Source organism: Acinetobacter lactucae (assembly GCF_013344765.1).
GTDB classification, from domain to species: domain Bacteria; phylum Pseudomonadota; class Gammaproteobacteria; order Pseudomonadales; family Moraxellaceae; genus Acinetobacter; species Acinetobacter lactucae_A.
On the sequence record NZ_JABVBF010000023.1, the window covers coordinates 1 to 21,043 of the forward strand.

The following is a 21,043-nucleotide window of genomic DNA, read 5'->3' on the forward strand; positions in this document are numbered from 1 at the left end:
CTCAGAATCTATTTGAAAAGCATCACAACTGACTGTAAAGTTTTCTTCTATTTGTTTTTTAATAATTTCATAAATAACTGTTTTTATAGGTTTTAGTTGGATTTTGAAAATCATTTGAAAAATTTTGTCTTACAATTACCTTTTGCCTTGTGACTGGATATCTATTAATCTGAGATGACTATATTGTGAGGTCATTCAATGATTTCATGGCTTTTTATTGGCTTAGTAGCCACAATTTTACTTACACCTGGTCCAACCAATACATTACTCGCTTCTTCAGGCGTGCAAGTAGGACTACGGAAGTCAGTAAAACTTATTCCAGCAGAAGTTTTGGGTTACGTGATCTCTATTTCTGCATGGGGAATGCTAATTGGGAAAGTGTCTAGCACTCTGCCAATGCTGCCGCCTATTCTAAAGCTATTGAGTGCTTGCTATATTATTTTCTTGGCCATTAAGTTATGGCATACGGCAAATCAAGAAGTTGAATTAAATCAGCCGACGATTCGGGCTCGTGAATTATTCTGTGCAACTTTATTAAACCCAAAAGCCTTACTCTTTGCCTCAGCAATTTTCCCAGTAGCTGCATGGAGTAATTTTCATATTTATTTAATTCATATGATGGCTTATGTAGCACTTATTACCCCAATTGCATTGTTCTGGATTTTCTTGGGATCAGTTTTAGCTTCTAAGAAAGTGGGTTGGTTAAATCAAACTAACTTACAAAAAACCGCTTCACTTGTTTTAGTTAGCTTCTCAATTCCAATTAGCTATTCTGCTTTATTAAATCTTTAAAAATTTATTCCGAGCTATTCTTAGCGATAAGAGTAGCCGGCATTGTTTTCATAATCGCTTTTTTACGTTAAAGTACGTCGCAATCAATGAAATTACCTTTTGGATAGAAAATACATGGCTATTAAGTCTGATCGTTGGATTCGCGAGATGAGCGAAAAACACGGCATGATTGAACCTTATGCAGAGAATCAAGTCCGTTTTGATGAAAATGGTGAAAAGTTGATTTCCTATGGGGTCTCTAGCTATGGTTATGATGTACGCTGTGCCCGTGAGTTCAAGGTTTTTACTAATGTACATTCTGCAATTGTCGATCCAAAGAATTTTGATGACAAAAGTTTTATCGATATTGAGTCTGATGTTTGTATTATTCCGCCAAACTCATTTGCCCTAGCACGTACAATTGAATATTTCCGTATTCCTCGTAATGTGTTGACTGTTTGTCTAGGCAAGTCGACCTATGCTCGCTGCGGTATTATTGTGAATGTGACTCCATTAGAACCTGAATGGGAAGGTCACGTAACTCTAGAATTCTCAAATACCACTAACTTACCTGCACGTATTTATGCAGGGGAAGGTGTAGCACAAATGCTATTCTTTGAAAGTGATGAAGTATGTGAAACCTCTTATAAAGACCGTGGTGGTAAATACCAAGGCCAAACAGGTGTTACACTTCCTAAAACTTAATGTTTCCGTAATGAAAAGATTTTAAAAAATAATGGGTCACTGATGTGGCCCAATTTTATGAATAAAGTTTACATCAGAAGCGTTTATCGGAATTATGATAAACGACAGTTTCCTTTTTTAAAAAATGATATAAAATGATCAATGATTGATTTGTTTTGCTCTGCATCACAGAATTTAAAAGCAAATGTGGTTGATATAGGCTCTCTTTGAGAATGTATAGTTAAATACATTCTCAAATGTAGGTATGCCAAATAAAAAGAAATTAAACAGGATTATGCCCCCACGGATATGGAGGTCGGCCATGCGACAGTTTACGTCTCTTCATGTAGCTATATTAGCGCTTGGAAGCTTATGCTTTTCTTCTGCGTATGCTGCTTCTACATTAGTACCTATGTCAGATGCTGAACTATCAGCGACTCGTGGCCAAGCCTTGATGAGTATGTCATATGTTGCGCCTACCGATTCTGCAAACTTAGAAAAACTACGTGACAGTAATAGTAATGTGGGCTTTTATAAATTAGGCCTAGATGCTGATTTAGAATTGAACGCGAATATTAAAAAGTTACAGCTTGGCTGTGGTGGGGCTAACGGTGCAGGTGCCTGTGATATTGATATTGATAACTTAAGTCTAAGTGGTCTTTCAGACACTAACGATGGACGTGCTAGTTCATCAGCAAAATTAACCAATCCGTTTATTGAATTTGCGATTAAAAATCCTAATAGTGCATCGACTCGCGAAGTAGCTGGGGTGAGATTAAGTGCCGAATCTATTCAGGGCTTACTTACTTTTGGTTCAGAAAATACGACTACAAAAAATGGTATTAACTCTTTTAGTGGTTACATGGTGACTCAAGCGACTGGAGGCAGTGTTAGTACTGCTGCCCGCCCAACAGGTTCAGGATTGACACAAGCCAATTTAGGTACACAAATTACTGGGAGAGCAAAAGGAACATTAATTGGTCTTGATGTTATTAATACAAATTTCCGCTCAACTAGTTATGATCTCGGACTTAGTAGTGCTTCTGGTAGTTTATTTTTACCCTCTCAAGTCATTAGTGGAAAGCGTATTACTACTGCAAATTTGACCGGTACTGCTAATGTAAGTGGTATTAACTTAACAGGTACAATTGCAGCTGATACCGATTTAATCATTTCTATTGCTGGTAATTTAAGTGGGACTATTAATAATTTAGGGGTAAATGTTGCAGTCAATGAGGATTTAGGTTACTTCCATAAAGTTAATTTAAATGGGACAGCGGCCTCTCTTTCCTTACAAGGACAAAATTTACAATGGACAGGAGCGAAGTCAGTTTCTCAGGCGGGTTGGTGGTTAGAATTATCAAATCCGATCGATATTGGTGATGTAACACCACAGTCGCAGGTAGTGATTACTGATGATGTTGTAAAAGCTACATTGGGAAAAGTCAGCCAATATTTAACTAATAATCCAGTCAATTGTGGAACTTTGGCTCTGAATTGTGTGTTGGGTAATATTGATGTTAGTACTGTAGATCTAACTGGTCAGTACGTTCCTATGAATTTGAGTAACTTAGTTTTAAAAAACCAAAGTTTTGCTCCGAACTGTTATGGCAGCTTAAAGTTCTGCTAACTTGAAAAGAACGTAGCTATTGATATTTTACATTCATCGGAAAAGTAAATTTTTACATGCTTTTTTTTGCATTTGTGCAAATATTCCGCATAATAGAAATGTGGAAAGGTTGGCAATATCTTTTAGATTTGCCTCTTTGTCTAAGGTGAAAAGGATAGCTTCACCTGGCATCAGGGATTGTTAAAGAAAAATAAATATGGTGCGCGGCATCGTATAAAACAGGAAGGTCAAGATGACTACACTTAATTATACGGTAAGGTTTCAAAAAACCGTTTTAGCAAGTTTAATCGGGCTTTGTATAAGCCAACCTAGTTTCGCGCTCGAAGAGCTCTCCGATGCTGGCCTTAGTGAAACTACAGGTGAAGGTATTGCTATCTTGCCACAGAATACTTATATGGTATTCCGTGGAGCAGGCGCTAATGAAACCTCAAGTCAGATTTTAACTGACCGTACTAAAGATACGGGCTATATCAATTATGTTCCTGTTGGTCCTTTAAGTATGACAGCTGCTGATACTAATAAAAATGGATCCATTGATTCGGGTGACCGTGCTGTTGGTAAAGCTGATATTTTTCTTTATGGCTTAGCGCTTTCTAAATCTGATAACGATACAAATACTCGCCTTGCTTCTACTGATGCCGCTGCTGCAATTTCAAGTTGGGGTACAGCTGTTAACCCATGGATATTTAAAGTTGCCACAGAAAACTCAGTGCCGAATTTTAGTGCAAATAATTGTACAGGTGCGACTGATCCTACTTGTCAGGTAACTTACTTGGCTCTAGAGGCGCCTTTATATGAAGTTGGAACGAAAGATACAGCAGGTATTGACGCTTATAAGCTGAAATTAGGCTTATGGACAGATATTTTTGTCCGAAATCCAAATAAAATAAATGGTGCTACAGATCAATTTAATTATGGTGATTCAAATGGTCTAATTGGCACGAGTACTGACGCAACTCGTGCAAACCGTCTTCGTTTACAAGGAGTGTGGAATAACTTTAGTTTAAACGGTAGTCGTTTACAGCTTTTTCAAACTCTCGGTGGAGCGACATCTGCGGGAGGAATGAGCCCTTTCTATAACGATACGTTAGGTTTAGCAGGAGTTATTCGCTTAAACAGTGGCGATGCCTCAAACTTAAGAGCAACGATTACTGCAAATACCCCAACGTCTACAGTAGGCCCTTGGGTAAATCGTTATAGCACTCAATATACTGGTGCACCAAGTAATAACTCCCCAAGTTCAGACTGGTTATATCGTATTCGTAGTCAGACCACGACTGTGACATCAACAGGGTCATGGACTGCCCCAACTGACAGTGCTATGAATAACGTTTTACGTTTAAGTACGCGCGAATCAGGGACTACACAAGGCAATTTGGTAACACCTGCAATTAATGGTGGAGCTGCTCCAACTTTTGATGCAAATGAAGGGTTATATCTCTATAACCCGAATATTAACCTTGTTTTGGGTTCTTTATATCAGCCATTAGTTTTAAGCTCGGATGGCAAAAACTTTAGTATAGAACTCGCTCGCATTCCAAATAAACCTGAAATTTATAAGAAAATCTATACAGACTATAGTGGAGCAGATACGAGTTATTTAGGTTCTACTTGTAATATTTATCAATGTGGTACGAACGTAACATTAGGTGGTAAAACTTATCAGGGCTCTAGCGCAACCCATAGTAGTATTTCAATTGGTTCAACTGTCTATAATGCAACCAATAATACTTTAGAAGCATTTAAAGGAAATAGCGCACAAGATGCAGTCGGTATTTCATTCGGTAAATTACCTACAGGCACAGTGTCGGCGATCACGCAAACTAAAAATTTCTACCAATTGCAAAATCAGGAACGCCGTGCAGGTAGCTATAGCTGCGGATTTTTGAATTTAAGTACTTGTTATGATACATGGCAATATCGGACAGCAACAGGCTGGACTGGCAATGCAGGCTCAGGTTTAAGATTTGATTCCCAAGGTGCGAATTGGGCAAATGTAGAGAGTACTGCTTATTATAATCCTACTGTGAATAATACAGGGTATACCTTAGCTGATGCTGGAAATGGTGCTCAGTACACTGTGCCTAATGGTACGCCTTTACCCGATGCTCGTTATGAGGGGGGGCGTTGGTACACGACCACGCCAAATGCAGATTTGAACACGTATAAGTTATCTGGAGCACAAATTAGCTCAGCAATTACGAATAATATGGGTTCTGCTGTCATCGATGGTGTTTTAATCCAACACTTAAAATTGACAACAAAAGGTCTATAAGAGGAGGAGAATGCTATGAAAAAAATAAGTACTTTAATCCTCGCTCTTTGTGCAACAGTTACTCATGCAGAGCTACAAACTTTAGATAATGACGCATTACAGGCTATAAATGGCCAAGCGGGTGCTGATTTATCTTTAATGCTCAATTTAAATCAGACCGCTAGCGGTGTATTTGACAATGGTAGTGGTGGTGTCTGTGAGAACGTAGAGTTCTGCCATATTGGTTTGGCAATTAATAAACGTTTTGTGCAGGCTGACGCTTCGAAACCAAGTGGTTGGGCTGAAAATAGTGAGAGTGGCAATAAACTGTGGCTCGTATTTAAAGGGGTACAAGGCACTTTAAATATTCAAAAGATGGGTTTGGATGGCGCTGATTTAAAGTATCTGGATAAAAACAATACTGAAATGATTAAGCCTGCTATTCAACTGAGTTTTAGTGCAGCACAGCCAATTTTAATTCGTAACTTTGGTTTTAATGCTTTATCAATTGAGCAAGATAACTTTACCAGTTCAACGACAGCGCAAGGGTCGAGCGCAAATATGTATGATTATGCATATTTCAAAAAGCCAACTTATGCAGCAACTGCCAATAGTGCTAATCAACAAGTGGCTACTGCAACCCCATCGGCGTATGATCATGGACGTGAAACTGGTTTTATGGGCCTGATGATGAATGGGAACTTGGCTATTCAAGGAAAAGTCATGGTCTTTAGCTGTGATGGCAGCCATCCTCGTTGTTAAGGGTTAATGTAGATTTCAAAGGAACTGAAGTGATGAAAAAAAATAAAGAAAATCACAGCTCAAAGTTTATTTTAAACGCATTGACAACCAGCATGTTGTTAGTGAGCGGACATGCTTTTGGTTTAGAAACTTTAACAGATGCTGACTTGAGTGCTGTTAATGGACAAGATGGGCTTTCGATTCAAACGACGTTCAATGAAATCAATATTGATAATGCTTACTGGGATGACCATGCAGGTACATCTAGCAGTGCTGATCAGGTATTAAGAGCTCAAGCGGGCGGCATAAAAGTTCAAAAAAGTAATGCATCTAGTCAACCTTTAAGTACAAATTACCGGTTAGATGTAGGGAGTAACCCAACTACGGGTAAAACTGGACTCGACTTTTCTATGCAAAGCAGTCCATCACTTATTACTGTGAATAGTTTTAAGGTATGTAATAACTCTGCTACTTGCTCACCGACTATGGGGCAGCTGGCTATTCAAACAACTTCTCCACTAAATTTAGCACTTACCACCCAAGACGGTCTATTTAATGCAAATAGTCAGTCAAGCATGACGCTCGGAATTAATAATGCCAATATTTATTTAGGGCAAGTCGATGCGCGTAGCCAGTTAAATCAACTAATTTTAAGAAATTTTAACTTTAATTTTGTCGGTAAAGGGGCGATGTTAATTGACCCAACTCGTGGCCTAGTTTTACAGACAAATACTGGAACTAGCGTCGCTGGTGTAAGTCAGAGCCCGAATAGTACCTATGGATATGTTGATTTTAACCGTGTAGCAGATTCAGCTTCTGGTTTAACTGCAGGTACATATGTAGATAGCAGTGGAAAAGTAACCAATTCAGGCCTGAATATTGAGGTCATGTTAAGTTCTAATGTCGATAAAACTAACCCTTATGCTTTAGACGCAACTAATAGTCCCCAAAATGCGAAAGGTTTGATTCGTTTAGGTGCTAGCGGACGTATGGTAAATAGTTATTTACAAGTCCGTGGTATGGATGGTACGTCAGATACAACAATATTAGGTAAGGCAAATACTGCTTCGGGCACCAGCTCAAGTAATAGCATTTTAGGTAATTCTGGAATTGCCTTTCGTATGAAAGGTGAGTTCACTAAAGATAATGACTCAATGCTAGGTTCAGACGGCAAAGCAACCACGTTAGAAATTGGTGGAGCAGGTTTAAATGCTTACGGTTTCGAATTTGGTAATCTAACAGGTCTTAACTCAGCTACTCGCGGTTATTTTGACAGCGGAAATATTTATTTAAATCTCGCTGATACAAAAACGTTATTAATGCCAAACAACGCGACTTTAAATGCAATTCGTTTAGGGTCGGGTACTTTAACAACAGCTGCTGATTATCAGCATAATATTCATCGTGATACGGTGACTAATCCATTTAGCTTAATTCTTGCGATGCGTGGAGCAGAGTTTCAGGCATTTTCAAGACGAGGTCGTTTTACTACAAGTGCAAATGTTGCTCCTGCCAATCAGTTTGCAGACAATGGTGCAAATAATCAGTGGGGCTTAGCATTACCTTTTTATAATTTAAATGCTAACGCTGCTGTATATGGTTTAGATGCACCAGCAAATAGTGCTTATTACTATACAAAAGATGCAAATGGTAAGCCTGTTCGAAATGTTGTGGCTACATCTGGAACGACTTCGCGTTTAGGTTTTGGTATTGCTGCCGGAACTACCGGACGTGATGCGACTGGGACCAAAACAACCTCAATTTTATTAATTGATGGTTCTCCAAATGCTAATAATGGTGGTAGTCCTACTGATTATTACATGGGCTTACGTAATATCGACATGTTCCTCAAAGGCAATGGAACTATTGGTTTAGAAAATGGCAGCCTCAATGTTAGTTTAAAAGAGATGCTGCTTGCTTTATCAACAGAAATTGCAGCTGGTTATTTACCAGGTGCTAAATATAAAACTTGTCCAGCGACAGGTTCATGTACTTCACCTATCGATAATTTTGCCAAAAACAATGATGTTTTATTTGGTTTAAAACTACGTTTAGGTGGCGATCTTAACTTATCGATCGTTCCAAATAGTTCTATTGCAGATGGTAGTGCTTTAACTGTACTCGGCGATTTCACCATGCCTGCCACAGCAACTGGAAATACGGTTCAAATTAGTGATCCGATTGATGGTTCTGCAATTGGCTTTGATAATATTACTGGAAAACTTGCGTTTAATACTGCTTTAGTTGTGGGCAAAGATACTGCAAGTGGTTTAGGTAAAGTTGGCGTAAATACGGCGGTTTATTTTAATCCTGATAAGAGTATTGATGGTGCATTACGTGTTAAAGATATTAACTTCTATCCGCCATCAACAGGAGCTGGAGCACGTTTAGGTGAGCTTGCAATTACTGGTGGACGTTTAAATAGTAGCTTTAGTATTGTGCCTAGAAATGGAGCCTTTAACTAATTAAAGAAAGCAGCGTTAATCGCTGCTTTTTTATATAAATTTTATTTTAGTGTGATTGGATTTGCATTCGTCGGGTTATAGAGATAATTGCTTTGTACTTGAATATTATTCTGATAGTCTGAACAAATAATAAGCGTTTGTCTCTTAAGGATTAGAGCGACATGAAGAATAAAAATATAGGGTTCTGGCTGCTATTTGCCAGTAGTTCAAGTGTTTTTGCAATGCAGCCTTTGGATGATCAAAGCCTTGCAGCAGCAACGGGCCAAAATGGCTTAACCTTAGGCATTCAGGCCGATAGCGTTAAATTTAATCAAGTCGCACTCATTGATACTAACGGTATTGCCTCAACGTCTTATAACAGTAAAGCTGGTTTTGTCATTGCGGGAAACTCTACTAATCCAGTTCCTGGCATAGAATTTATTAAAGCTACTGTATCGGGTAATCCTTCTTTTAATATTGCAATGGATGCCGATGCTGGTGGTGGAAATCCGTTTTTAAATTTAGCTATATCTATGGGGAATGATGTAAACGGTATTCGACTTTTACCTTTTTCAGTTTATTTAGTCCCAAGTGCATCTTTATCTAGCCCATCCGATTATGCATTAACAAGTTATGCACCCAAATCAATTTTTAGTTCGGGAACGACAGTAAATACGGGTGTAAAAGAACTGATCCGTTCTACTGGAAATCTAGATATTAACTTTGTACAAACCAATAAACCCCGCTTAAATATTCAACTTGGCCATGCTGCGCAGTCCGTCATGGTTAAATTTGGTGGAGCAATTCAATCTATCTGCTCTGCTGCTACGGGTTGTCCAATTACTTTAGTGTCTGATAATACAGGTGCTACATTTGGATTTAAATTTGCGGGAACAAATACTTCAACTGGTTTTGTTTTAGATGGTTTCTATGCAGGTGTTGATCCAACTGGATTAACTTTTGGGAATACTGGTGCCTCTAGCAAATTTGATGCTTCACTTAATAATGTCACTTTAGGAAATATGAGTAGCCAGAATACAACAACGTTTAATAATTTACCTAATGGCTCAATGGGGAGCTTTGGTGTCACTGGCGTTTCTGTAACTGACTTTAAAATGAAAGTAAGCGGCTTTTAAAAAAGAATAATAGCTTAAACTGAAATACGAAAGAGGGCAGTTGTGAAAAAAATCGCCCTCTTTTTTATGGCTATACTGAGTTAATATTGTCTGATCTGGTGTGTTCTAATTGTTGAACAATTTCATCTAAAGCTTTAATACGTTTCACTTGATCCCATAATTCTTTCGCTTGTGGGTAAGCTTTGGTCATCATGCCTAACCATTGTTTATAGCGACCTACCATCCCAATTTCTGTTTTTGCTTGGCCGTTTAAAAAGCGAATTTGTAAGTCTACCAATTGTTCCCAACTAAATAATGCTTCATCCATATTTTGGCGAATACATTGGGTTAAATCTGGAGTGGTTACTGCACCACGGCCAATCATTAAATCTTCACAGCCAGATTGTTGCTGACAGGCTTTAGCATCAGCATTGGTCCAGATTTCACCGTTAGCAATGACATTAATTTTTAAAGCTTCTTTGATCGGTAGAATTTTTTCCCAATAAGCGGGTGGTGTATAACCATCTGCTTTAGTTCGAGCGTGTACGGTTAACCAGCTTGCACCTGCATCTTCAACCGCGTGGGCATTTTCCATCGTATGGTTTTCATCGAGATAGCCCAAACGCATTTTTGCTGAAACAGGAATGTGTGCAGGCACCGCATCTCGGACTGCTTTAATGAGCAGATGTACCACATCTGGTTCATCAAGAAGTACTGAACCACCGCGATGTCGATTAACAGTTTTTGCGGGACAACCGAAATTAAGGTCGATTGCAGGTGCACCAAGCTCTACAACTTTTACCGCATTGGCTGCCAGCATATCTGGATTGTTACCTAAGAACTGGACATGTACAGGTGTACCAGCTGCTGTTTTACCATCATTTTTTAATTCAGGACAAAAACTATAATAGATATGGTCTGGCAAAATACTGTCTGTAACGCGAATAAACTCGGTCACACACCAGTCGAAATCACCAACAGATGTGAGTGTATCCCGCATGATCGGGTCAGTTAAACCTTCCATTGGAGCGAGTATGAGTTTCACAGTCTGTGTCACCTGAGTAAAACGAAAACAGCGTTATACGGGATATGTATAACGCTGTCTAGTATCGATTAAATTTTAATTTATCTAGCGCCCCAAGATCATCTCAAGCACAAATTTACTACCAATAAATCCAATCGCCAAAAGCACAAAACCGATCAAGGTAAAACGAATAGCTTTTTGACCTCGCCATCCTAGTTTGTAATGGCCGATCAATAATGAGCCATAGATAAACCAAGAAATAATACTAAATACGGTTTTATGAGCGAGATGCTGAGCAAAGAAGCTATCAATAGTTAAAAAACCAAATGTAAGTGCAATCGTTAATAAAATGAAACCAGTAATAATCAGATCAAATAATAAAGATTCCATCGCCTGAATTGGCGGGAGGAAGTTGACCCAAAAACGTTTTTTTTGTTTCTTTTTGAGTTCACGATTTTGGAACCACATTAAGATTGCATGTATGGTTGCCATCAATAAAACAGCATAGGCAGAAAGCGAAAGAATAATATGAGCATCAAGTCCTAACGAATGCTGCTCAATAAATTGATCTGGTCGGCTAAAGGCAAAACCTAAAATAAGACCAATAGCTGCGACAGGTATGCCTAATAAATTTAACGGCAGAATAGGACGGAAAGTACTAAAAATTAAGCTTAACAATAGCATAAGCCCTGACGTGAAAGACATCAGGTTAAATACATCGTAGTTAATACCTGCTGGCGTAAGCATAGCATCGCACAAAACTGTGCCGTGCAGTGCTAATGCCAAGAGAGTAACAAAAGCAAATAACCATGAGTTTGGTTCACGTTTTGACATTAAACGAATAAACAGATACCAGAAAGAAGTGGTATATGCGATGAGTGCCAAAATTGTGTAAACCAAGGGGAGGCTAATCATGTCAAACCTTTTTCAGGATTAATTCATCTATATAAGATATAAATTCGCTGCGAACTAAAGTATCCTATAGCATTCTATGCATAAATTTTCTATTTCGAGAAAGATTTTTTTGCAACTAGCCATTTTAAGCGGATTTTGCAATGTTTGATACCTTAACAGAACGACTCACACAGAGTTTAAGAAATGTTACTGGCTCAGGGCAGCTGACCGAAGACAATATTAAAGATACCTTACGTGAAGTACGTATGGCACTTCTTGAAGCCGATGTCGCGTTACCTGTAACTCGTGAATTTATCGCGAAAGTTAAGGAAGAGGCATTGGGCCAAGAAGTGATGACTCAGTTATCACCAGGCCAGGCATTTGTAAAAATTGTCTATGACGAACTCACCAAGATGATGGGTGAGGCGAATGAAACACTTGATTTAAGTGCGAAACCTCCTGTTGTGGTATTACTTGCTGGTTTACAAGGTGCAGGTAAAACAACAACTGCTGCCAAGCTGGCACGTTTCTTAAAAGAACGTCAAAAGAAAAAAGTAATGACTGTTTCTGCCGACGTTTACCGTCCAGCAGCAATTAAACAGTTAGAAACTGTTTCAAATGAAGTTGGCGCAGGCTTTATTCCTTCAGATCCTTCTGAAAAGCCAATTGATATTGTTAGTCGTGCAATTGAACAGGCAAAAATCCAATTTGCTGATGTATTGATTGTCGATACGGCAGGTCGTCTCCATGTCGATGAAGACATGATGGACGAAATTAAAGAATTGCACGCAGCAGTTAAGCCGACTGAAACCTTGTTTGTGGTTGATGCCATGACAGGTCAGGATGCTGCAAATACAGCAAAAGCATTCAATGATGCTTTGGCACTTACAGGTGTGATTCTTACTAAAACTGATGGTGATGCACGTGGTGGTGCAGCGCTTTCTGTGCGTGCCATTACAGGTAAGCCAATCAAGTTCTTGGGTATGGGTGAGAAGCTTGACGCTTTAGAACCATTCCATCCAGACCGTGTTGCTCAACGTATTTTGGGCATGGGTGACGTACTTTCTTTAGTCGAAGAAGTTGAACGTAAAATCGACAAAGAAAAAGCCGAAAAAATGGCGAAAAAATTGCAAAAAGGCGGTAGCTTCAACTTTGAAGATATGCTGATGCAATTTGAGCAAATGAAAAAAATGGGCGGCATGATGGGCTTCTTAGATAAGTTGCCTGGCATGAGCGGTGCAGGAATTCAGCAAGCGATTGAGCAAGCGAACCCTGAAAAACAAGTCAAGAAAATGGAAGCTATTATTCAGTCAATGACTGTTAAAGAGCGCCGTAATCCAGATCTAATGAATCCAAGTCGTAAAAAACGTATTGCGGCAGGTTGTGGTATGGATGTTGCTGAAGTGAACAAACTTATTAAGCAACAAGCGCAAATGGCCAAAATGATGAAGAAATTTGCGAATCCATCTGGTATGAGCAAAATGATGCGTTCATTAGGCAATATGCAAAAGCAATTTGGTGGCGGCGGTGGCGGAATGGGGCCACTCTTTGGTAACAATGACCAAAAGAAATAAATCCATAAAATAAAAGGCGCATACAGCGCCTTTTATTTTGTTCTGTATTTTAGTCTTTAGGATAATGAGCAATATATTGCTGTAATCCTTTAAGCAAAAGATCTGTTTCCACAACAGGATCATATTTTTGTAAGAACTTGGCAAATAGGGTTGCATCGCCACCAGTCAGCAGCAGCTTTTTAGGAGATTGCTGCATAATATTTTCGATGGTACTAATAAGGCCTAATAAAATACCGTGGTGTACTGCATCAACGGTGTTATTGCCGGGATTTAGATTATCGAAAGCTGAGTCTGGAATTTTAATGCCCTTTGTATTTTGAATCAGAGCATCTCGCTGTAAATATAAATTAGGAAGAATGTAGCCTCCTAAATGCTGTTTACCTTGCGTTAGATCAATCGTGAGCGCTGTCCCGCAACCAATAATGCAATAGTTTTCATCAGTTTGAGCTACGGCTAAGACTTGTAACCAGCGGTCTATACCGAGCTGACTGGGTACTTCATAACCACAGTGTAAACCTGCATATTCAGAGTGAACTTTGGCAAAGACTACTGGAATTTCAAGCCATTTTAAAATCTGCTGAATACGTTGATTATTCTCGGTATCGAGTACCGAAGAAATCCCGATTCGATGCAAACCTTGATGCTTAAAGTGTTGAATTAATCCAAGTAGTAAATCGGCAGGAGACTGCAAGTGCAGCTCAGCTGCATGTTCAATAATTTGCTGATTTTCAGTAATCCAATACTTTAAACGGGTGTTCCCGATATCAAGCCATAAACTTTTCATGGAAGAACACCTGTTTATTGATTCGCTTGTGGTCTTAAACGACCTTGATAAAACTGCTGTGGTTCTGGTGTTTCAAGAATTACCGCACCTTCATTGGAAATCCCAACAAAACGACCATGTACCAGTCCCTGACTATGTTCAAACTGAACTAATTGGTTGAGCCATGCCGCATGATGGTTAAAACGTCCAGCCAAATTGTAGCAGCCATGATCAAACCAGCGAGCAGCATTTTGAATTGCAACATAAAGCTCTGAAATTAACTCAAGACGGCCCATTTGCTCTAGGCCTAAATCTTCTAGAGACGTAATCGGTTGATCATTATCAATCACTGGTGGTGTTTTTAAATTAATACCTACACCTACAATAGCCTGATGCTGAGACAGTGGTTCGACTAAAATTCCACCCCATTTACCCTGAGCACTATATAAATCGTTTGGCCATTTCACTTGTAGATTCAGAGCTTGTAACTGCGGGATTTGTAGAATATTTAGAGCAACTTCAAGTGCTAAGCGACCATCTAAGGGTGTTCGAGTTTGCACCAATGTGCTTAAATAAATGTTTCCTTCAGGTGAAATCCATTGCCGTTGATGTTGGCCTCGCCCTTGAGTTTGTTGAGCACTGCAAACCAAGCCTGTTGTAATGCCTTTTTGGGCAATTTCACGAATATCATCATTGGTCGAAGTTGTGGTTGCTTTTAATAAAACCACTTCTGGAAGCTGGTTTTTTGCGCTTAAAAGTTGTTGTAGTTGGCGAGTCTCTAAATCCATGTTGAATATGAGCAGAGTGGTAAAACATTTATGGAGTTAATCATATATTTACTCATTGGCGCAATTGCTGGTTTTACTGCCGGATTGTTTGGAGTTGGTGGTGGACTAATTATTGTACCAATCCTCTATATCGTTTTTACCCAGTTAAATTATGACCCAGCTGTAATCATGCATATTGCAGTCGGAACATCGCTTGCAACTATTATTGTGACGTCTTTTAGTTCTGTTTCGGCTCATCATAAAAAAGGTGCGGTACTCTGGCCCGTTTTTCGTAATTTAGCGCCAGGGTTAGTATTAGGTTCATTTTTAGGAGCGGGTATTGCTGACTTGATGTCTGGTCAGCATTTGCAACTTCTTATTGGAATTTTTGCGGTTGTGATGGCCTATCGGATGTTTAAAGGAGCCCATGTCGTTGTTGACCCAACACGTCAGCTTCCTTCAACACCTATGCAATTTATGGCGGGTGGCGGTATTGGCATTGCCTCTGCAATTTTTGGAATTGGTGGTGGAAGTTTAACCGTGCCATATTTAAATCGTCATGGCGTGGTCATGCAAAAAGCAGTCGCGACTTCTGCCGCTTGCGGTTTACCGATTGCAGTTGCAGGAGCGATTGGATTTATGTGGTTTGGTGCCAAAGAACAAATCTCAGTGCCTAACACGATTGGTTATGTACACATCTATGCATTTATTGGCATTAGTGTCATGAGTTTTGTCACAGCCAAGTTTGGAGCAAAGGTTGCTCATGCCTTGTCGCCGCAGATGTTAAAAAAATGTTTTGCTTGCCTATTAGTGGTGGTAGGCAGTTATTTTATTTATAAAGGCATTATGCACTAGAGACTAAAATCTCAAATTTAGTAAGAAGATTATGTAAAAGCTTGAATTTTTAGGAATTCGAGCTTTTTTATTCATAAAATATAAGAATGTTCTAGGCTTTTATTCATCTGATTTTGGTGTTGTTTTTAAATGAGTTGGCTTAAAATGCAATGAAATTGTCAGACAATGACATAGTTTTTAATCGATGGGATCAGTTAAAAACAAGGATGCGAAAGAAAAGCATGGATTAATGCATATAAAAAGTAGCGGGTGATTTATGAATCTCGAAGAGACAGAAAGTCTTTCTGAGCAAATTGTCAAATATATTAGCGAACAGATCATTAGTGGTGAGCTGGTTGAAGGCGAACGTATTCAAGAGCTGCGTATTGCCAAAGAACTTGACGTTAGCCGAGGATCAGTTCGTGAAGCATTGTTATTATTAGAGCGTACTCATTTAATTGAGATATTTCCGCGCCGTGGGGCAATTGTTTCAGAAATGTCTGCACAACAAGTTAAAGCGTTGTTTGATACAAATATGATGTTATTGGGGCATATTGTACAACGCATGAGCGAAACATGGCGTGCGCATGAAGCAGATCAATTACAGTTGCTATTAGAGCAACTTCTTGAGCATGTTAAAGCAGGTGATATCGAAAAATTTTATGATGGAGTCTTCCAATATTTAGCTGAACAGCAAGATATGGTCGGGAATCCTTATCTCATGAAGTTTTATAAAGAGCTATTGCCTTCATTACGTCGTAGTTATTTTTTGACCTTAAATACCTCTAAGCGGGAACTACAAGAAGCATTTGCATTATTTAAACTCGTGACTGATGCAATTTTAATCCGAAAATCACAACAAGCTGCTTTATTTATGGAAGATTTTTGTCGACACTTACGTAACCTTGTGTTGGAATCGCTGACACGAATGAAACAGATTGAATTGGCTTGGGCAAGACGCTCACGCCGCTAGTTAGGGCATTATGCGTTTAAGCAGTTTAAAACTTTCCGGCTTTAAATCTTTTGCAGATAGTACAACCTTAAATTTTAAGGCGAACCGCACAGCAGTGGTTGGTCCAAACGGTTGTGGCAAATCCAATGTAATCGATGCGATCCGCTGGGTGATGGGGGAATCAAATGCCCGTCAGCTCCGTGGTGGTAGCATGCAAGATGTTATTTTTACAGGAACTTCCAAACGCAAGCCCGTTGGTGTAGCCAGTGTTGAGCTACGCTTTGATAATACTTATGGAAAGTTGGGCGGATCTTATAATGCGTATAATGAGTTAGCCGTTCGCCGTCAGGTCACGCGTGAAGGTAAATCCGAATATTTCTTAAATGGTACACGTTGCCGCCGTCGTGATATTACCGATATTTTCTTGGGAACAGGCTTAGGGCCACGTTCTTATGCGGTGATTGAACAAGGCATGATTAACCGTTTGGTTGACGCCAAGCCCGAAGAAATGCGTGTGTTTATTGAAGAAGCCGCAGGTGTTTCACGCTATCAAGCGCGTCGACGCGAAACATTGCAACATCTTGAACATACAGAGCAAAACCTTTCACGTTTAGAAGATATTGCGCTTGAGTTAAAATCGCAGCTTAAAACCCTTAAACGCCAGTCAGAAGCGGCAGTTCAATATAAAACGTTAGAAAGCCAGATTCGTACGCTGAAAATTGAAATTTTGTCTTTTCAGGCAGATAAAAGTGTACGCCTACAAGAAGAATATACAGTTCAAATGAATGAGCTGGGCGAAACTTTTAAATTGGTTCGTTCAGAGCTAAGTACGATTGAACATGATTTAGAAGCAACTAGTGCTTTATTTCAGCGACTCATTCAGCAATCTTCACCGCTACAACAAGAATGGCAACAAGCTGAAAAAAAACTATCTGAACTGAAAATGACTCTGGAACAAAAACAGAGTTTATACCAGCAAAACAGTACCACTCTCGTTCAGTTAGAACAGCAAAAATTCCAAACTAAAGAACGTTTACAGCTTTCTGAATTGCAGCTTGAAACTTTGAATAATCAGTTAGATGAACAAACTGAAGCCTTAACTGCAATTGAGCATACAGCAACGGAGGCTGAACAAAACTTTGCTGATTTACAATCCCAGCAAAAACAAGTACAACAACAGTTTGAACAAGTAAAAGCTCAGGTTGAAAAACAACAGCAGCAAAAAATGCAAATGTCAGCTCAAATTGAACAGTTAGGTAAAAATGTTCAGCGCATTGAGCAGCAAAAAGAAACGTTGCAACATCAAGCAAGTCAGATTCAATCGCATGTTCATGAAGATGAACAGGGCGAGCTTGAACAGCTACAACAGCAGCTTTGTCGTGAAATTTCGGTGCTTGAAACTGAAATAGAGCAACAATTGCTAAGTTTAGAGCAATCTCAACAGCAGCATCAGTCGAGTAAAAATCAACAACAAACCCTGAAAACAGAAATCCAAGTTCTATTATCAGAGCAGAAAAACCTAAGCCAGCTTGTTGCAAAGCAAAGCCCAAAGCAGCATCAAGATGCGCTACGTTTAATGCAGGCTTTACAGTTAAGTGAGCAAGGTAAACCGCATGCCCAGATTGTTGAGAAGTTTTTAGCAAAATGGTTGCAGGCGCATATTGTTGAAACTGAACAGGCCTTTCAGGAAGGAATTGCTCGCCAGTTAAAACCTTCCGAGTACACAAGTAAATTTAAAAGTAGTTTGCCTTGTTTAAATGAGTGGATTGCGTCGCCACAACTATCAATATTTTCAAATGTAGCGATTGCACAAGATTTGTCCCATGCTTTGAATGAGCAAAAACAACTGCAACATGGTCAATCTATTTTGACTTTAGATGGCTATCATGTTGGACAGGACTGGGTGGTTGCGCTTATGTATGATGACGAAAGTCAAAGTGCACAAGGTATGCTGAGCCATCGTATTCGTTTAGATGAAATTGAACAGGCTCTTGAAAAGCAGCAACTTGAATTACAAGCATTAGATCAAATTGTAGTACAGCAAAAGGATGAGTTAGGGCAGTTACAGGCTGATGTGCAGCACAAACAGCAAGTTGTGAAACAAAAACAAAAAGACTTACAACAGCTTGATGTACAAATTGCTAAACAGCAAACCGCAGCACAAGCATTTTTATTGCAAAAACAACAATTGAAAGATCAACTTGGTCAGTTAGACATGCAGCTTGAAGAAGATGCCATGCAAAAAGATGATCTTGAAATTGATTTGCATGCATTGGCAATCAAACTTGAAACCATTTTACCTGATTATAAAACTTTGCAATTTCGGGTAGAAGAGTTAACAGAGCAGCTAGAAGAACAGCAACAAGCCCTGCAACATCAGCAACAAGAACGAGAAATTTTACGCCGTAATAGCACGCAGACAACTCAACAGATTGAGTTGCTTGAAAAAGATATCTCATTCTTGCAGAGCCAATATCAGCAAATTAATGCTCAAATGGAACAGGCGAAAAAATTTGTTGATCCTATTCAGTTAGAGCTACCAAATCTTGAGTCAGAGTTTCAGCAACAATTTGCTCAAACTGAAAAGTTGCAAAAGAACTGGAATGAATGGCAGCTTGAACTGAATAGTGTGCAGGAAAAACAACAAACTCTGACGGACCAGCGTCATCAATATCAACAAAAAGATGAGCAGCTTAGAGAACAACTTGAAGAGAAACGGTTGGCATGGCAAGCAGCTAAGTCAGACCGTGAGCATTATCAAGAGCAGCTTAAAGAATTAAATGCCGAGCTCCAAAAAGGCTTACAAATAGATTTAGTCGAGCACCAGCAAAAACTGGAAAAAGTACAGAAACAGTTTGAAAAAATCGGCGCGGTTAACCTTGCCGCTTCACAAGAGTTTGAAGAAGTTTCTCAGCGTTTTGATGAGCTGAGTCACCAGATTCAAGATTTGGAAAATACGGTAACTCAACTAAAAGATGCGATGAAAAGCATTGATCAAGAAACCCGTAAGTTGTTTATGACAACGTTTGATCAAATTAATCAAGAGTTGCAAAATCTGTTTCCAAAGGTCTTTAATGGTGGAGAGGCGAGTTTAAGTCTTGAAGATGACTGGCAATCTGGTGTTAAACTGATGGCAAGACCACCGGGTAAGAAAAATAGTTCTCTAGCATTACTTTCTGGCGGAGAAAAGGCTTTAACAGCGTTAGCATTAGTATTTGCGATTTTTAGATTGAATCCGGCACCGTTTTGTGTGTTAGATGAAGTGGATGCACCACTTGATGATGCGAATGTTCAGAGATATTGTAATTTGGTAAAAGAGCTTTCTGAACATGTACAATTCATTTACATTACACATAATAAGCTGGCGATGACCATGGCAACTGATTTGTTGGGTGTGACCATGCCTGAACCGGGTACATCAAAATTAGTCACTGTCGATTTAGAACAGGCAAAAGAATACGGGTTAGTTTCGGAGTCATAGAATGGAAATCAATACGATTATTGGCATCGTTGTTGCCATTATAATTATGCTAATCGGCTTAAAAATGATTTTAAAAAAGCCAAACCATGCTGAACCCTCATTAGATAGTGATTTGCATATTAATCCTGATAGTAATCAACCGGTTATACCTAGGCACGTAAGAGATCAGCTTGAGAAAACTGAAGCTGAGTCTGTAGCGGCGACTAATGCTGAGCGAGTAGAACCAACTTTAAGCGAAGCTGCACCCTCACAAGTTCCTGAAACAAAACACGCAGAAATTGAGACCGTAGAACCCACTAAAGCAATTCAAACTGAACAAATTCAACCAGTTGTTGAAAATGCTTCTGTAGAAGACATTAAATCTGAAGAAACATTAACAAACTCTGCTACTAATACTGATGGTTCAGTTGAGTTGGTTGATGCGGTTTCTGTGAAACCAGAAGCTGAAGCTCTAGCAAAAGAAAATCTGGAAGCTGAAAGCGAAAAAGCTGAGCCCGAGTTGAGTTTAAACCCGAATATTGAAACTGCCGAAATTGCTGAGTTTGAAGGCGAGAGCAATATTCTGGATGTGCATTTACATGAACAGCAACGCTATGATGATGAAAGTGCATTAGCGATGGCTGAACAGATTATTGCGCTAAATGTTTATCCAAACCCGCGTCGTGCGTTGTCTGGCGATAAGGCACTTAAAGTATTGTTAAAATACGGTTTACGTTATGGCGAAATGTCGTGCTTCCATCGTTATGAAAATACCGATGAGCCGAGTGTACTCATGTTTTCGGTATTGCGTATGACAGACAATGGACCAGCTGGGTTTGATCTAGAAACTCTATCTACTGAACAAGTTCAAGGTTTGGCATTTTTCCTAGCCCTTCCAAACAGTAAAGCCGTGACTGGTTTTGACATGATGGCGAGTATTGCAGGTTTAATTGCTCGTGAAATTGATGGCAAAGTTTACGATGAGAATAATCTTGAATTTACACCACAGTTAAAAGAGCACTGGCGTCATCATGTGATTGATTATCGTCCGGCACAGGCGACTGCCTAGTTTTATTTTTTTACGTTCGTTGCGATAATTGCAACATATCTAGTCGCAGCTCAGGGTGGAGAAATTT

16 protein-coding genes are annotated in these 21,043 nt (G+C 39.3%); 12 read left to right on the top strand and 4 right to left on the bottom strand.

The genetic code is table 11. The features are described from left to right. Positions 1-198 precede the first annotated feature (198 nt). The 7 genes from HUN22_RS04320 to HUN22_RS04350 all read left to right on the top strand — a co-directional run bounded on the left by HUN22_RS04320 (position 199) and on the right by HUN22_RS04350 (position 9,660). Positions 199-792 carry a LysE family translocator gene (locus HUN22_RS04320; RefSeq protein ID WP_174726651.1) on the top strand — a complete coding sequence of 198 codons (594 nt, stop codon included), beginning with the start codon at positions 199-201 and terminating at the stop codon, positions 790-792. A 114-nt stretch (positions 793-906) separates the two neighbouring features. Next, positions 907-1,476: a dCTP deaminase gene (dcd, locus tag HUN22_RS04325; RefSeq protein ID WP_003653416.1), complete on the top strand. Its 570-nt coding sequence runs from the start codon at positions 907-909 to the stop codon at positions 1,474-1,476. 301 nt (positions 1,477-1,777) lie between these two features. Beyond that, complete coding sequence (locus HUN22_RS04330) at positions 1,778-3,085, top strand: hypothetical protein (protein ID WP_174726652.1); 1,308 nt, start codon at positions 1,778-1,780, stop codon at positions 3,083-3,085. Positions 3,086-3,317: 232 nt separating this feature from the next. Continuing rightward, positions 3,318-5,360 carry a hypothetical protein gene (locus HUN22_RS04335; RefSeq protein WP_174726653.1) on the top strand — a complete coding sequence of 681 codons (2,043 nt, stop codon included), beginning with the start codon at positions 3,318-3,320 and terminating at the stop codon, positions 5,358-5,360. 15 nt (positions 5,361-5,375) lie between these two features. Continuing rightward, on the top strand, positions 5,376-6,101 hold the full coding sequence (locus HUN22_RS04340; RefSeq protein ID WP_174726654.1) for a DUF6160 family protein: 726 nt from the start codon (positions 5,376-5,378) through the stop codon (positions 6,099-6,101). 32 nt (positions 6,102-6,133) lie between these two features. After that, entirely contained in the window at positions 6,134-8,545 is a 2,412-nt protein-coding gene (locus HUN22_RS04345) for a DUF6160 family protein (RefSeq protein ID WP_174726655.1), read from the top strand. A 161-nt stretch (positions 8,546-8,706) separates the two neighbouring features. Beyond that, positions 8,707-9,660, top strand: a complete 954-nt coding sequence (locus HUN22_RS04350; RefSeq protein ID WP_174726656.1) for a DUF6160 family protein — start codon at positions 8,707-8,709, stop codon at positions 9,658-9,660. Positions 9,661-9,730: 70 nt separating this feature from the next. Here HUN22_RS04350 and HUN22_RS04355 read toward each other — a convergent pair whose 3' ends face one another. Next, positions 9,731-10,684, bottom strand: coding sequence for a tRNA dihydrouridine synthase (locus tag HUN22_RS04355; RefSeq protein WP_174726657.1), 954 nt, complete (start codon positions 10,682-10,684; stop codon positions 9,731-9,733). 84 nt (positions 10,685-10,768) lie between these two features. After that, complete coding sequence (locus HUN22_RS04360) at positions 10,769-11,578, bottom strand: cytochrome C assembly family protein (RefSeq protein ID WP_174726658.1); 810 nt, start codon at positions 11,576-11,578, stop codon at positions 10,769-10,771. Between the two features lie 140 nt (positions 11,579-11,718). Here HUN22_RS04360 and ffh point away from each other — a divergent pair, with 140 nt between their 5' ends. After that, positions 11,719-13,131: a signal recognition particle protein gene (gene ffh, locus HUN22_RS04365; protein WP_174726659.1), complete on the top strand. Its 1,413-nt coding sequence runs from the start codon at positions 11,719-11,721 to the stop codon at positions 13,129-13,131. 49 nt (positions 13,132-13,180) lie between these two features. Here the strand turns inward: ffh and HUN22_RS04370 are convergent, their stop codons facing one another. Beyond that, on the bottom strand, positions 13,181-13,915 hold the full coding sequence (locus HUN22_RS04370) for a pantothenate kinase (RefSeq protein WP_174726660.1): 735 nt from the start codon (positions 13,913-13,915) through the stop codon (positions 13,181-13,183). Positions 13,916-13,929: 14 nt separating this feature from the next. After that, a complete protein-coding gene (locus HUN22_RS04375) occupies positions 13,930-14,682 on the bottom strand; it encodes a biotin--[acetyl-CoA-carboxylase] ligase (RefSeq protein WP_174726661.1) in 753 nt (250 codons plus the stop codon). A gap of 30 nt (positions 14,683-14,712) precedes the next feature. On the opposite strand from HUN22_RS04375, the gene HUN22_RS04380 reads away from it, so the two are divergent. The 4 genes from HUN22_RS04380 to HUN22_RS04395 all read left to right on the top strand — a co-directional run bounded on the left by HUN22_RS04380 (position 14,713) and on the right by HUN22_RS04395 (position 20,976). Continuing rightward, positions 14,713-15,516, top strand: a complete 804-nt coding sequence (locus HUN22_RS04380) for a sulfite exporter TauE/SafE family protein (protein ID WP_174726662.1) — start codon at positions 14,713-14,715, stop codon at positions 15,514-15,516. Between the two features lie 256 nt (positions 15,517-15,772). Further along, entirely contained in the window at positions 15,773-16,468 is a 696-nt protein-coding gene (locus tag HUN22_RS04385; protein ID WP_016144478.1) for a GntR family transcriptional regulator, read from the top strand. 10 nt (positions 16,469-16,478) lie between these two features. Continuing rightward, entirely contained in the window at positions 16,479-19,928 is a 3,450-nt protein-coding gene (gene smc, locus HUN22_RS04390; protein WP_174726663.1) for a chromosome segregation protein SMC, read from the top strand. Between the two features lies 1 nt (position 19,929). After that, entirely contained in the window at positions 19,930-20,976 is a 1,047-nt protein-coding gene (locus HUN22_RS04395) for a cell division protein ZipA C-terminal FtsZ-binding domain-containing protein (RefSeq protein WP_174726664.1), read from the top strand. The last annotated feature ends 67 nt before the right edge of the window (positions 20,977-21,043 follow it).